This window comes from Psychrobacter sp. JB385 (assembly GCF_900163785.1).
In the GTDB taxonomy this organism is placed as follows: Bacteria; Pseudomonadota; Gammaproteobacteria; order Pseudomonadales; family Moraxellaceae; genus Psychrobacter.
Window position 1 is genome coordinate 200,517 of the sequence record NZ_FUKN01000014.1, and the last position, 14,149, is coordinate 214,665.

11 protein-coding genes and 1 riboswitch are annotated in these 14,149 nt (G+C 44.7%); of the genes, 8 read left to right on the plus strand and 3 right to left on the minus strand.

The window, feature by feature from the left end; genetic code table 11:
• Nucleotides 1-187 precede the first annotated feature (187 nt).
• A complete protein-coding gene (locus CZ794_RS11985) occupies nt 188-2,092 on the minus strand; it encodes an ABC transporter ATP-binding protein (RefSeq protein ID WP_087041838.1) in 1,905 nt (634 codons plus the stop codon).
• A gap of 357 nt (nt 2,093-2,449) precedes the next feature.
• On the opposite strand from CZ794_RS11985, the gene CZ794_RS11990 reads away from it, so the two are divergent.
• The 3 genes from CZ794_RS11990 to CZ794_RS12000 all read left to right on the plus strand — a co-directional run bounded on the left by CZ794_RS11990 (nt 2,450) and on the right by CZ794_RS12000 (nt 5,399).
• On the plus strand, nt 2,450-3,298 hold the full coding sequence (locus CZ794_RS11990) for a hypothetical protein (protein ID WP_087041839.1): 849 nt from the start codon (nt 2,450-2,452) through the stop codon (nt 3,296-3,298).
• A 160-nt stretch (nt 3,299-3,458) separates the two neighbouring features.
• On the plus strand, nt 3,459-4,349 hold the full coding sequence (locus CZ794_RS11995; RefSeq protein WP_087041840.1) for a fructose bisphosphate aldolase: 891 nt from the start codon (nt 3,459-3,461) through the stop codon (nt 4,347-4,349).
• 165 nt (nt 4,350-4,514) lie between these two features.
• On the plus strand, nt 4,515-5,399 hold the full coding sequence (locus CZ794_RS12000; RefSeq protein WP_087041841.1) for a hypothetical protein: 885 nt from the start codon (nt 4,515-4,517) through the stop codon (nt 5,397-5,399).
• Nucleotides 5,400-5,478: 79 nt separating this feature from the next.
• Here the strand turns inward: CZ794_RS12000 and thiC are convergent, their stop codons facing one another.
• Entirely contained in the window at nt 5,479-7,590 is a 2,112-nt protein-coding gene (gene thiC / locus CZ794_RS12005) for a phosphomethylpyrimidine synthase ThiC (protein WP_256958964.1), read from the minus strand.
• A gap of 248 nt (nt 7,591-7,838) precedes the next feature.
• Nucleotides 7,839-7,994, minus strand: a riboswitch (TPP riboswitch).
• A 255-nt stretch (nt 7,995-8,249) separates the two neighbouring features.
• On the opposite strand from thiC, the gene pstS reads away from it, so the two are divergent.
• The 5 genes from pstS to phoU all read left to right on the plus strand — a co-directional run bounded on the left by pstS (nt 8,250) and on the right by phoU (nt 13,517).
• On the plus strand, nt 8,250-9,428 hold the full coding sequence (gene pstS, locus CZ794_RS12010) for a phosphate ABC transporter substrate-binding protein PstS (RefSeq protein ID WP_087041842.1): 1,179 nt from the start codon (nt 8,250-8,252) through the stop codon (nt 9,426-9,428).
• 217 nt (nt 9,429-9,645) lie between these two features.
• Complete coding sequence (gene pstC / locus CZ794_RS12015; protein WP_087041843.1) at nt 9,646-10,599, plus strand: phosphate ABC transporter permease subunit PstC; 954 nt, start codon at nt 9,646-9,648, stop codon at nt 10,597-10,599.
• 195 nt (nt 10,600-10,794) lie between these two features.
• Nucleotides 10,795-11,580 (plus strand): phosphate ABC transporter permease PstA, encoded by a 786-nt coding sequence (gene pstA, locus CZ794_RS12020; RefSeq protein WP_227681003.1) that lies wholly within the window; start codon nt 10,795-10,797, stop codon nt 11,578-11,580.
• Between the two features lie 90 nt (nt 11,581-11,670).
• Nucleotides 11,671-12,606, plus strand: coding sequence for a phosphate ABC transporter ATP-binding protein PstB (gene pstB, locus CZ794_RS12025; protein ID WP_143515726.1), 936 nt, complete (start codon nt 11,671-11,673; stop codon nt 12,604-12,606).
• 107 nt (nt 12,607-12,713) lie between these two features.
• Nucleotides 12,714-13,517: a phosphate signaling complex protein PhoU gene (gene phoU, locus CZ794_RS12030; protein WP_256958965.1), complete on the plus strand. Its 804-nt coding sequence runs from the start codon at nt 12,714-12,716 to the stop codon at nt 13,515-13,517.
• Between the two features lie 84 nt (nt 13,518-13,601).
• Here the strand turns inward: phoU and CZ794_RS12035 are convergent, their stop codons facing one another.
• Nucleotides 13,602-13,892 carry an oxidative damage protection protein gene (locus CZ794_RS12035; protein WP_087041844.1) on the minus strand — a complete coding sequence of 97 codons (291 nt, stop codon included), beginning with the start codon at nt 13,890-13,892 and terminating at the stop codon, nt 13,602-13,604.
• Nucleotides 13,893-14,149: the final 257 nt, after the last annotated feature.

Genomic DNA, 14,149 nt, shown 5'->3' on the forward strand with positions numbered 1-14,149 from the left:
ATTCATGAGAAATTGAAAAGTAATGACAAGCAGTAAGAGACGATTGGGTGTTCAATAAAAGGTACGTTTTTGAGCGACAACTACATTGAGTGACGGCTAGCTGAGTGACTGTTAAATAGTGATTCTAAAATAAAAATTGACACGTCCTTGTGTCAGGTTTTTAGTGACATTTTTTAAATGATAGTAATCAGCTGTCTTCGCCCAAGAAGCCGCCACTTTGACGATGCCATAAGCGTGCATACACACCTTGTAATGCCAACAGTTCATCATGACTGCCTTGCTCGATAATCTGACCTTTGTCCATCACCACCAGTCGATCCAGTGCGGCAATGGTTGAGAGACGATGGGCGATTGCAATCACTGTCTTGCCAGTCATGATGTCATTTAGACTCTCGGTAATGGCAAACTCAATCTCAGAATCAAGCGCACTTGTCGCCTCATCCAACAACAAAATAGGCGCATTTTTGAGCATGACCCGTGAGATGGCGATACGCTGACGCTGACCGCCAGAGAGTTTGACACCGCGCTCGCCTACTTGCGTATTCAGCCCCGTGTTGCCTTTATCGTCATATAAATCTTTGATAAAGTCCCACGCTTGCGCTTGCTTGGCAGCTGTCATGATCTCTTCATCAGTCGCATCAGGACGACCGTAAGCGATGTTTTCACGCACCGTACGATGCAGCAGTGAAGTATCTTGCGTGACCATGCCAATCTGTTGACGCAATGACTCTTGAGTGACGTCGTCGATAGCCTGTCCGTCGATTAAGATTTTGCCTTTATCCACATCAAAGAAGCGCAGTAACAGATTCACTAACGTAGATTTACCAGCGCCTGAACGTCCAACCAAGCCAATTTTTTCGCCTGGTTTGATATCCAAATAAAAGTTATCAAGAAGTTTGGTGGTCTTGGTCGCTGAGGCATTGACTTCGTCTATATGCTCGCCTTCTATATCAGTGTTATCATCATGCTCATAACTGAAATCAACATGATCAAATACGATACGACCCTCAGTGACTTTGACCGTCGGCGCATCGGGTTTATCAACGATGGTTTGCGGTGCAGATAATGTGCGCATGCCATCTTGTACTGTACCAATGCTCTCAAACAGACTGGCAGTTTGCCACATAATCCAGCGTGTCAGACCATTTAAGCGTAGTGCCATTGCTGTTGCTGCTGCGATAGCTCCCACACCGACCGCACCTTGTTGCCATAGGTAAAGACCAATACCTGCTGTGCCACTGACCAAAATCACACTAATCATATGGGTTGAGACTTCTAAATAGCTGACCCAGCGCATTTGCGCATGTACGGTACCCAAAAACTGACCCATGGCGTTTTTGGCATAACTCAACTCACGGCGAGAATGGCTAAACAGCTTAACGGTCATGATATTGGCATAAGCGTCCGTTATACGGCCTGTCATCAGCGCGCGCGCATCGGCTTGTATGATGGCAGTGAGTTTTAATTTAGGAATAAAGTACCAGATGCATAGAGCGACCAAGACAAACCAGACGATAAAGGGAATCAGCAATAGGCTATCTAGATTAAACAGAATGACCCCTGAGGTAATAAAGTAGACGGCAACATACATAAACATGTCGGTGACCGTCATAACGGTATCACGTACAGCCAAAGCCGTTTGCATCACCTTGGCTGACACACGCCCTGAAAATTCATCTTGATAAAACTGCATCGATTGCCCAAGCATGCGTTGATGAAAACGCCAGCGCATCTGCATAGGGAATACCCCTTGCAGGGTTTGGAAATGCACCAATGATGATAAAGTAATCCAGATGGGGCTTACTATCATGACAGCAAGCATCAAGAGCAGCATATTGCCTTTTTCTGCCCATAGGTTTTGCGGGGTATAGACACCCAGCCAATCAACGATATTCCCAATCCAAGCAAACAGCATGGCTTCGTAGATACCGATGCCTGCTGACAACACCATAAATAGCAACAGCCAGCCGCGTAGACCATTGGTACATGCCCACAAAAACTTAAGCATGCCGTCACGAGGTGAGGGCAGTGGCATGGGCGTTTCAGGAAAGGCAGGCAGGCGGTTTTCAAAAAATCGAAATAGAGCATTCATAGGCAGTCATAAAGCATCAATAGCAGTACGCCAAAACCAACGATGTCACTCGTTGTTTTGAATCGTTACTGTTGTTATTAGGGAGACTGTCTATTTTAACAAATTTCATAATTAGACCTGCATGCGAATTGTAATTTGCACCCTCCAGACTGCCTTTGCCATTCATCAATTCATGTATAAATGCATTGCTGTAAAAGAAATATTTTGTTACATTCCATACGTTTAACTTACCTCAAGGCTCTTACTTTGAAGCCATGACCTTGATACCAGTAGAATATGGCGGTTAACGTACAGGCAATCTCAGATAAATAAAAATAGTCATCACACAAAAATAGTGGTTTTAAAAGGTAGAAGTACATGATGTATTTAATGATCGCGGTGCTCTGTAGTGTCGCCGTGTCAGTGTTGCTAAAAATATTACGGCAAAAACAGATAGACATCCGTCAAACCATTGTTGCAGGCTACCCAGTGGCCTTTTTGTTGACTTGGTTTTTGTTAAAACCAGATCTTAGCGCAATCAATACACTTGGTGATGCATGGGGCGTCATTATTGCGCTTGGTGTCATATTGCCTACGGTATTTATATTACTTGGCCGCGCCATTGAAGCGGTCGGCATGGTGGCAACCGATGCCGCGCAGCGTTTGTCCTTGATTATTCCGATTGTGGCAGCCTTTTTATTGTTTGGTGAAGTGCTGACAGGCACGCGTGTCTTTGGATTGGCATTAGGATTCTTAGCCCTCGGCGCTTTGGTGTATCGTCCGCAATCTGGCAGCATCAATAAAGTAGCCAAACATACACCACTTTGGCTGTTGGGCGTATGGCTAGGCTATGGAATTGTCGACATTTTATTTAAGCAAGTTGCCAAGCATGGAACGGCTTTTCCACTCACGCTGTTTGTCAGTTTTGGTTTGGCAGGACTGCTATTGTTTGGGTATTTGTTGTTCACTCGCGTACGCTGGCAAGGGGAGGCGCTTGCAGCAGGGCTGCTCTTAGGCGCGCTTAACATGGGAAATATTTATGCCTATGTCCGTGCCCATCAAGTATTGTCCGAATCACCAAGTATTGTCTTTACGGGTATGAATGTTGGCGTCATTGCGGTTGCTACCATCATCGGTGTGGGTGTATTTAAAGAAACGCTCAATCGCATTAACATCATCGGTTTATTGCTCGCGGTTTGTTGTGTGGGCGTCTTATTTTTGGCCTAACAATCAGCGCCAGTTTTATAAAAACGTTAACGTATCGTATATAGGCAGGCAGAGTGTCCTATGCTAAGGTTAGCTAAAAATAGTGAGGCTTATAGCACTAATAATAAGCCAATCATTTGTGACTTTTGACTTCAATAGATAAAAATAGGATGCACTCTCCATGGAATACGAAAAACAATTACAACGTATCAAAAACGGCTCGGGTTTTATTGCAGCACTTGATCAGAGTGGTGGCAGCACCCCAAAGGCACTAGAGAACTATGGTGTCAATGGCGATGCTTATGACAGCGATGAGGCGATGTTTGATTTGGTGCATGAGATGCGCGCGCGTATCATGACCTGTGATGCGTTTGACAATGAGCGTGTGCTTGGTGCGATTTTATTTGAAGATACGATGGAGCGTGAGGTCAATGGTAAATCGACTGCCAACTATCTTTGGGAAGACAAAAATATTGTCCCATTTTTGAAGGTAGATAAAGGATTGGCTGAGCAAATGAACGGAGTGCAAGTCATGCGTCCTATGCCAGAGTTAGACCAGTTGTTGGATAAGGCCAAAAAATATCCCGTGTTTGGTACCAAAATGCGTTCTGTTATTTATGCGCCAAGCGTTGATGGCATTGAGCTGGTTGTACAGCAGCAGTTCGATGTGGCAAAGCAGATTATCTCAAAAGGTTTGATGCCGATTGTTGAGCCAGAAGTGGATATTAATAGTGATAAAAAGCACGAGAGTGAGCTGATACTTAAGACCAGCATTTTGCATAATCTAGAGCGTTTGAGTGACGATCATCAAGTGATGCTCAAGCTGACGCTGCCTGAAGAAGCAGGATTTTATAAAGAATTGATTGATCATCCAAAGGTGCTCAAAGTGGTCGCATTATCTGGTGGCTATAGTCGTAGTGAGGCATGTGCCAAGCTCAAACAAAACCCTGGGATGATTGCCAGTTTCTCTCGCGCCTTTACTGAAGGGCTGAGTAAGCAGCAAAGCGATGAAGCCTTTGCTAATACGATTGATGCTTCAATCCAAGAAATTTATGAGGCATCGAAGGTTTAATAATTTTTAATTTTCTTGATATTCAGAACCCAGTAAATTAAAATTTTCTGGGTTTTTTTCGGATTTGTATTTATTTGTATTGATTAAGTATCAAAGTTAATCTACTATTAGCAAAATTAAGTTCACTGCTAAATCAAATAGTTACTACTCTGAATGGATATATCAATGAATACACGTTACTCAAGTTTGGTTCTTGCTTCTGTACTAGCACTTTCTGGTTGTGGTAGCGATGATAGTGGTAGTGGCACTTCCCCTACGCCTTCTGAGGAGGTTGTAGATAAGGTTGCACAGCGTCAAGAGCCTGAATCTTTTGCTGGCTCCTACGGAACAGTAATTAATAGAGCTTTAGAAGATATCTATAAAACCAATTTATATATGAGCACTATAGTCAATAATGATGGCGAATACTGGATGATATATACTAATAATGGTTTCATCTATAATCCTAACGACTTAGTGTTCGGTCTAATTAATGGTAAATTCAAGGAAAGTAGTGCCCCAAATGCCACTTCATTATCATCAAGGGCTACTGATTATAGCTTTACCAATAATAGTATTAGCACAAGATCAATTGATCTTGAGTCTAGAAGTGACGGCGATGCATATTTCACTTTTCTGGAAACGGTGGTTTATGAGGATGAGTCTAATCCAGAAGGGTTTGAAGAAGAGGTCTGGTATCCCGTATTTTTAAACCGTACTGAAGGCAATTCTACAGATCAATTAAAAGACTATAAAGGAATGTATCAAGGTGCATTAGTAACTACTAATACGCGCAACAAGGCTAGCTTGGTTACGGACAATATTTCACAAGGCAAAATGAGATATAGCATCGTGGATGAACAGGGCTGTATTATTGCAGGTAATATTATCTTTGATCCAAAATCTGTTTATCTGCGTGTAGATGGAGTCGTCGACAATTCAGCGGTCACTTGTCTTATTAAGGCGGGTAAGGCGCATGGTCTTGTGACTAAAGATCGTTACGATGCAAAAACTTTAATACTTGTTAATGATGATAATGAAGAAGCTTACGTATTTAGTGTTATTAGCTAAGTTAGTAAAAATTAATAAAAAGCCCGAACCTAATAATTAGGTTCGGGCTTTTTTATACTATCTGAAAGGTACTATCTACCTACACCTCTTTATATAACTGGCGCCCTTCCTTGTTGTATTTTTCCATCATCTCAGCCATGCCTTGACGAACTTCTTCAGCACTGGCTTCGCCTACTTGTCCGACCAGTTCTGTATCGACTTTTTTGATCAAATGATCAGTATCGCTTAAGTCGCCTGATTGCGGCGTTACCTTTTTATTAGCGGCATTTTTATCCAGTCCTGCTGCATATTCACGTACATTCTGAGTGATTTTCATAGAGCAAAATTTCGGACCACACATGGAGCAGAAGTGGGCCGATTTATGTGCGTCTTTTGGTAAGGTTTCATCGTGGTATTCACGTGCAGTATCAGGGTCGAGCGCCAGATTGAACTGATCGTCCCAGCGGAACTCGAAGCGGGCTTTAGACAAGGCATTGTCACGCGCCTGCGCACCGGGATGACCTTTAGCAAGATCAGCAGCGTGCGCGGCAATTTTGTAAGTGATGATGCCGTCTTTGACGTCTTTTTTGTTTGGTAGACCCAAGTGCTCTTTTGGTGTCACATAGCACAGCATTGCGGTACCAAACCAGCCAATCATTGCCGCGCCAATGGCGCTAGTAATGTGGTCATAACCTGGTGCGATGTCGGTTGTTAATGGCCCCAAGGTATAGAAAGGCGCGTCAGCACACAGCTCAAGCTGCAAGTCCATATTTTCTTTGATGCGGTTCATCGCCACGTGTCCAGGGCCTTCAATCATCACCTGTACATCATGTTCCCATGCCACTTTGGTCAATTCACCAAGTGTGCGTAGCTCGCCAAACTGCGCTTCATCATTGGCATCTTGCAAGCAGCCAGGACGTAGGCCATCACCTAGACTAAACGCCACATCATACTGCTTCATAATCTCGCAGATATCTTCGAAATGCGTGTACAAAAAACTCTCTTTATGATGCGCCAAGCACCACTGCGCCATGATAGAGCCACCGCGTGAGACGATACCTGTTAGGCGTTTGGCAGTTAGCGGTACATAGCGAAGCAGGACGCCTGCGTGAATGGTAAAGTAATCCACACCTTGTTCGGCTTGCTCAATCAACGTATCACGGAATATCTCCCACGTCAGATCTTCTGCGACGCCATCGACTTTTTCTAAGGCTTGATAAATGGGTACCGTACCAATTGGCACAGGCGAGTTACGGATCAACCATTCACGAGTTTCATGAATATGATTACCTGTCGATAAATCCATGATGGTATCCGCGCCCCAACGCGTGGCCCACGTCATTTTAGAGACTTCTTCATCAATAGATGAGCCTAGCGCTGAGTTACCAATATTGGCATTAATTTTGACCAAAAAGTTACGCCCGATAATCATTGGCTCAGATTCAGGGTGGTTGATGTTATTTGGGATGATTGCGCGTCCAGCGGCTACTTCATCACGGACAAACTCAGGGGTGATAATTTTGGGCGTATTGGCACCGAAGCTTTCACCCTCATGTTGACGCATATCGGTCAGTTCATGCTGCTTTTGCGTCTCACGTATCGCGATATATTCCATCTCAGGGGTGATGATGCCGCGGCGCGCGTAATACATTTGTGTAACGTTTCGCCCTGCTTTGGCACGGCGCGGTTTGTCAATATGGGCAAATCTGAGATTGGCAGTGCTGATATCACGAGCACGTGCTTGCCCGTACGAGCTAGACAGACCGCTTAGTTGCTCCGTATCACCGCGCTCGGCAATCCAGTTTTCACGCAGTTTGGGCAGTCCGCGGGTGAGGTCGATATCGACATTGGGGTCGGTATACACACCTGAGGTATCGTAGACATAAAAAGGCGGATTGTGCTCGCCATTTTTATCACCCGTACCGCCAACAGGCGTATCCGCCAAGCTGATTTCGCGCATCGGTACTTGGATATCAGGTCGTGAGCCTTCGATATAGACTTTGCGCGAGGCGGGTAGGATACGGTGTAAGTCGCGTGCATCTTCTTCAAAACGCGCATCACTGGCTGCGCGGTGGGCAGGCGTTTTTAATGCGTCTGCTTTTTTATCTGCTTTGGTGTCTGGTGCGAGAGGTATGTTATCGGCTGGGTTGTGCGTTTGGGCTTGTGATGCCGCTGAGGCACTGTCGAAAGAGCTGCTGTCTGAGATAGTCATATGCTGTCCTAGCGTGTTGGTTTTTGAATAAAAGCAACACCGCCAGTAGCTGCGGGGACAAGCAGTCGTCATTCAGACAAATTTATATTATCGACACCTAACAGCGACCAAAAAATATCGTCGCGGCTAATGGTCATCAAATAGTGGACGCAGCTTTCTATCTTCTCTCGTTATCTACTTATGCGGCACGCATAGTCAGACAATCGCGATGATAAAAAGGTATTTCTACGCGTCCTTTGTCATCAATAACAAAGTGCTTAAGACTTCCCTGCGTCGGTACTAACCGCATCAGGTTCGGCGGGTGATCTCTCAGCGAATGTAGATAGGCGGCTACTTTTATCAATGTTTAACTATAAACGTTTAATAAAGTAGGCCAATGCTACACCGCACCCCGAGTCTGTCAGTGTTGTGAATCAACTTCATACTAGCAAAATTCTGTCCTAACGGCTAATGGTATTTGAAGAAAACCTCGTGCTCAAAAAACAGCTGCCTTGTGTCTTGGGTTTATAAAGGCATGCAAAAGGTAGCGCTGCGCTGTTGGAACTCTAAAATAAAAGATTCAAGTCATTGTCATTAAACTGTCATAAAAACTTGTCACTATAGCTCGCATGTCACAAACAATGTTTTTTTGTATCGTTGTCAAACTTTAGGAGTCTTACATGCGTTATTCGTTATTAGCAGTGGCCGTCAGCTGTACCTTAGTACTTACGGCGTGTAACAAATCGACCGATACGACAGAGCCGGCTGCTGATACTAGCAGTAGCGCTGCCGCAACGACTGAAACAACCAGCACGGCCACTTCAAGTACAGCCTCTGCTGCTACTTCAGGGTTCAAGTCTGCTGAAAACATTGCCATGAACATCACTGGCGCAGGCGCGTCGTTCCCGCAGCCTATTTATGCCAAATGGTCTGCTGACTACAATGCTGCTACTGGCGGTCAAGTCAACTACCAATCAATCGGTTCTTCTGGCGGTATCAAACAAATCCAATCAAAAACCGTCGATTTTGGTGCCTCTGATGCGCCAATGACACCTGAAGAGCTTGAAGAATCTGGTCTTATACAGTTCCCAACCGTTATTGGCGGCGTTGTACCGATTGTCAATATCGATGGGGTTGAGCCAGGCGCACTAAAATTAGATGGCGAAACCTTAGCCAATATTTACTTGGGTAAAATCAGCAAATGGAATGACCCTGCGATCAAAGCCATGAATCCAGATTTGACGCTACCTGATGCGGCCATTACTACGGTCTTCCGCTCAGACGGATCAGGTACGACGTTTAACTTTACTGATTATCTCGCCAAAGTGTCACCAGATTGGAACGATACCGTTGGTGTTGATAAAACGGTCAAATGGCCAACGTCTGCAACAGGTGCTGGTGGTAAAGGTAATGAAGGCGTTTCAAGCTACGTCAACCGTATGAAAAACTCTATCGGCTACGTTGAGTATGCTTACGCTAAGCAAAACAACATGTCACATACGGCTCTTAAAAATGCCGCCGGTAATTTTGTACAACCTTCAGCCGAGACATTTGCAGCGGCAGGCGATATCGACTGGTCAAAGCAAGAAGGCTTTTATAAAGTCATCACCAATTCTGAGACCGCTCAAGCATGGCCAATCGCTGCCGCGACATTCATTTTGGTACATAAGCAACCAGAGAATCCTCAGCAAGTGGCTGGTGTGTTGAATTTCTTTGACTGGGCATATACCCAAGGCGATGATGATGCCATGGCATTGGATTACGTTCCTTTCTCGGATACGGCAGTGGCATTGTTCAAAGCAAAATGGAATGACGTAAAAGGCAGTGACGGACAGCCAGTTTATAAGCCTGCTCAGTAATTGACCTACTTTAGAGGCGGTTTCATCAATCTCTAAACGCCCTCTCAAACCACTATTCTCCGGTAGCGGTTTGAGAGGTTTTATCACAGTGAGTTTAAGGACGATGTTGGTGGGTTTTCTCTATAGATAATCCATGCCTATGTTTAAGTTTACTGTGATAAAACCTGCGTAACCTTTCTAACATTTTGACTTGATCCTAATCAACGCTGAGACACTTATGAATGACTTAAGGTCCCAATTGGCCAAACAAAAACGTTACGATACGCTGTTTGTCAATGCAACCAAGGCTTTTGCCATACTGGTACTCCTCTCTTTAGGCGGCATTTTGGTCTCCTTGATTGTTGGAGCATGGCCTAGTATTCAGGCGTTTGGACTTGGTTTTTATACCAGCAATAATTGGGACACGGTTGCCAATGAGTATGGGGCATTAGCGCCTATTTATGGCACGTTGGTGACGTCATTTGTGGCGATTATGATTGCCGTACCAGTCAGTTTTGGTATTGCGATCTTTTTGACTGAGATGTGTCCAAAGTTCTTAAAAAAGCCTTTGGGTATCGCGATTGAGCTTTTGGCCGGTATTCCTTCTATCATTTATGGTATGTGGGGATTGTTTGTGTTTGCGCCGTTTTTTGGCGATCACATCCAGCCATGGTTTATTGAGCATGTGGGCCCATTACCCATCATCGGTAAGCTGTTTACAGGAGCCCCAATGGGACTTGGGTTGTTCACCGCGTCCTTGGTGCTTGCCATCATGATTATCCCTTTTATCGCGGCTACCATGCGTGATGTTTTTTCGGTGGTGCCAGACTTACTCAAAGAGTCGGCTTATGGCATGGGTGCCACGACGTGGGAAGTCATGTTTAAGATTATTTTGCCTTACACCAAAGCAGGCGTGGTTGGCGGCGTTATTTTGGGATTGGGCCGTGCATTGGGCGAAACCATGGCGGTGACTTTCTTAATTGGTAATGCCTTTAATATCAGTCCAAGCCTATTTACTTCTGGCGTCACGATCACCTCTGCCTTGGCCAATGAATTCGCTGAAGCGTCAAGTGAGCTGCATTTGGCTTCGTTACTCCATTTAGGCTTAATCCTCTTTGTCATTACTTTCATCGTCTTGTCCCTTGCAAAGCTCATGCTGATGCGTATGGACAGCAAAGCGGGCAATCGGTAGATATATAAAGGTATTTGCTTGTCTTAAGAAGTTTTGATGACTATTGGTATGGATAAAAAACGGGACACAAAATATATGCTTTCTAATAACACAGTCAATGCGCCACTACCCGTGAATACAGGCTTTACAAGTCGCTATGACCGAAGCCTATATAACAAGCGACGCTGGGCCAACAAACTGGGTTTGGGCTTTGCCATGTCGGCCATGGTATTTGGTTTGTTTTGGCTATTTTGGATCTTGTTCACGCTTTTTATCGAAGGTTTTCAAGGCATTGTGCAACTGCCTGTATTTACCGCTGACACGCCGCCGCCCATGAGTCCTGGTGGTTTACGTAATGCCATTGTCGGTTCGGTCATGCTGGCATTTTCTGGATTGTTAATCGGCGCTCCAATTGGCCTGATGACGGGTATTTATTTATCTGAATTCTCTCAAGGCAGTATGCTTGGCAAAGTGACGCGTTTTTTGAATGATATTTTATTGTCGGCACCCTCTATCGTGATTGGTCTGTTTATTTATGCGCTGATGGTAAAAGGTCAAAGCTTCTCTGGTTGGGCAGGTGCATTGGCATTGGCGCTGATCGTCATTCCTGTGGTTGTACGTACCACCGAAAATATGCTCAATCTGGTGCCCAATAGTATTCGTGAAGCCGCTTACGCCCTTGGAACACCCAAATGGAAAATGGTGACGCAAGTGACCATCAAGGCTGCCAAAGCAGGTCTGACCACAGGGGTGTTACTGGCCTTTGCGAGAATCACAGGTGAAACGGCTCCTTTGCTATTTACCGCGCTGAACAACCAGTATTTCAGTACTGATATGAGTCAACCACTCGCCAACTTACCAAACACCATTTATCAGTTTGCGATGAGTCCTTATGAAAACTGGCATACGTTGGCATGGGCAGCAGCCCTGCTCATCACCGCCTCGGTCTTGATATTGAATGTGACCGCCAGATTTATCGGTGCTCGAGGTCAGGTTAAATAAAACCTGATCACAGATTGACCGTAACAGGTAGTAGCAATAAGCATTACTTGAATTTATACGAATTTTAATTGAGCTAGGTTGGATAAGACTATGAATGACGTCATAAGCAAAGTTCGCAAAAATAAGACCGCTGATCGCTTCAATGGGACAGTAGACACTAAGACAACTGGCAACCTGTTAAATAGAACCAAGTCTACTAGCGGGCAAACAGAACAACCAGATGTCGCCAGTCTGACCAAGCAAACGCTTCATGACATTCCCAAAAACATGCCACCTGCCAAACTACAGATTCGGGATTTAAATTTTTATTATGGTGATTTTAAAGCCCTAAAAAACATCAACATCGATATCCCAGATAAAAAAGTGACTGCCTTCATTGGGCCGTCAGGGTGCGGCAAGTCGACGCTACTACGTACTTTTAACCGTATGTACGATCTGTATCCTGGTATGCGCGCCGAAGGCAATATCAACCTTGACGGCAAGAATATCTTAGACAAAGACATCGATGTCAATTTACTGCGTGCTCAAGTCGGCATGGTTTTTCAAAAACCCACGCCTTTCCCGATGTCAATCTATGACAATGTGGCGTTTGGCGTGCGGCTGTATGAAAAATTGAGCAAAGCGGAGCTGGATAATCGTGTGGAATGGGCACTGAGAAAGTCAGCATTGTGGCCTGAGGTTAAAGACAAGCTAAAGGCATCTGGATTGTCGCTGTCAGGTGGGCAGCAGCAGCGTCTATGTATCGCACGTAGTGTCGCCACCAAACCTGAAGTCTTGTTACTCGATGAGCCAACCTCAGCACTGGATCCTATCTCGACAGGCGCTATTGAAGATTTGATCGAAGATTTAAAAAATGACTATACCATTGCTATCGTGACCCACAACATGCAGCAAGCGGCTCGTGTGTCAGACTATACCGTCTATATGTATCTAGGCGATATGATCGAGATGGGCGAGACTGATCAGATATTTACCAAGCCAAATCAAAAAGCGACGGAAGACTATATTACGGGTCGTTATGGTTAAAAGTAAGGTTTGAGCAGGCACAGGTGTTCAATGCATTTTATGAGCTGATGGGTTTGGCTCAGCGGCACCTTCGCTATTAAAAGTATAGATTTTAGGGAATTCCTCTGATGCAAAGTGAAAAGCATATCTCAAAAAGTTTCGACCAAGATCTCGATGAAGCCATCCGTTTGTTTTTGTACATGGGTGACAATGCAGCCAACCAAGTTGCCAAAGCCATTCATGCGCTCATTGATAAAGATGAGACACTGGCGCAAGAAGTCATTGATATGGACTTCGACATCAATCGTATGGAAGTGGATTTGGATGAGCATATTTTGCTATTGGTTGCCAAACGCCAGCCTGCTGCCAGTGATTTACGCTTGGTGATGTCTATCAGTAAAGGGGTGGTGGATCTGGAGCGTATTGGCGATGAAGCTGTCAAAATTGCGCAAATGGCCAAAAAGATTGCCGCACAAGGTAAGTCCTCTTATGGTTATGCCGAGGTTCAGCACCTGAGCAACCAAGTACGGCTTATGCTTCACAATGCGTTAGAAGCATTTAGTCAGTCAAATGCTGAGCAAGCGTTTGAAGTCATGCGCAATGATGACATGGTCAATGATGAGTACCAGTCAGCCATCCGTGCCTTGATGACTTATATCATGGAAGATTCGCGTCATGTGTCAAAAGTCATCAATATCATGTGGGTCTTGCGCGCGCTTGAGCGAATTGGTGATCACGCACAAAACGTGGCTGAGCTAGTCATCAACTATATCAGCGGTCAAGACGTGCGTCATTCTGACTACACTAAGGTCGAAAAAGCGGTGCAAGTGGCCAATGATCGGATGGCAGCGCGGCAAGTGGGCACTGTGTCAGCTAACGCCTCAGAAGTCTCATCAACCGAACTTGAATCCTCAGATAACAATATCAATTAATCACCATCAAAAACTGCCCACAAAAAACGCGCTATCATTGAGTGTATAGCGCGTTTTTTATGAAATGTAATCAACGAGTACTTATTATCCTTCAGGCGTCCAGCCTTGGGCGCGCTCATAATCTTCATTATCTAAAAACTTATCACGCTGCTCTGTTAAGAATTTTTTGGCTTCAGGATCCATCATGCTCAAATGGTTTTCATTGATAAGCATGGTTTGATGCTCAAGCCATTCTTTCCACGCTTTGTCAGATACCGTCTCTTGTAGCTCTTGACCTTTTTTATTAGGGAAGGGCGGATGCGGCATTTTTGGTAGCTCTTGCTGATACTTACGGCAAAAAACCGTATTGGCTTGCGGATTAAATGTCTCAGTCATGAGGTACTCCTTATTTATTATCGTCAGTGATTCAAAAATATTATTGATCTATGATAACGGTCTTGGCAGATTTAGCAAAGGATATCTAGGATATACCCTTAATCTTAAACAAAATCAGTAAACGCATGATAACGTTTTGCTAGGATAATTTTTCTTGCTTGCTGTGCCTGCGCAGACAGAGGCGGCGAAAACTTATCCTAGCAGCACAATGTTTTTACATTGGACTAATTGCCGTTGGTTGGTCGTATGACAAAAAA

Bases quoted from the DNA above. Each gene is read 5' to 3' on its own strand.
- pstS (WP_087041842.1), top strand. From the start codon at position 8,250: ATGCGTTATTCGTTATTAGCAGTGGCCGTCAGCTGTACCTTAGTACTT.
- CZ794_RS11995 (WP_087041840.1), top strand. From the start codon at position 3,459: ATGGAATACGAAAAACAATTACAACGTATCAAAAACGGCTCGGGTTTT.
- CZ794_RS12000 (WP_087041841.1), top strand. From the start codon at position 4,515: ATGAATACACGTTACTCAAGTTTGGTTCTTGCTTCTGTACTAGCACTT.
- phoU (WP_256958965.1), top strand. From the start codon at position 12,714: ATGCAAAGTGAAAAGCATATCTCAAAAAGTTTCGACCAAGATCTCGAT.
- CZ794_RS12035 (WP_087041844.1), bottom strand. From the start codon at position 13,892: ATGACTGAGACATTTAATCCGCAAGCCAATACGGTTTTTTGCCGTAAG.
- pstB (WP_143515726.1), top strand. From the start codon at position 11,671: ATGAATGACGTCATAAGCAAAGTTCGCAAAAATAAGACCGCTGATCGC.
- pstA (WP_227681003.1), top strand. From the start codon at position 10,795: ATGTCGGCCATGGTATTTGGTTTGTTTTGGCTATTTTGGATCTTGTTC.
- pstC (WP_087041843.1), top strand. From the start codon at position 9,646: ATGAATGACTTAAGGTCCCAATTGGCCAAACAAAAACGTTACGATACG.
- thiC (WP_256958964.1), bottom strand. From the start codon at position 7,590: ATGACTATCTCAGACAGCAGCTCTTTCGACAGTGCCTCAGCGGCATCA.
- CZ794_RS11985 (WP_087041838.1), bottom strand. From the start codon at position 2,092: ATGAATGCTCTATTTCGATTTTTTGAAAACCGCCTGCCTGCCTTTCCT.
- CZ794_RS11990 (WP_087041839.1), top strand. From the start codon at position 2,450: ATGATGTATTTAATGATCGCGGTGCTCTGTAGTGTCGCCGTGTCAGTG.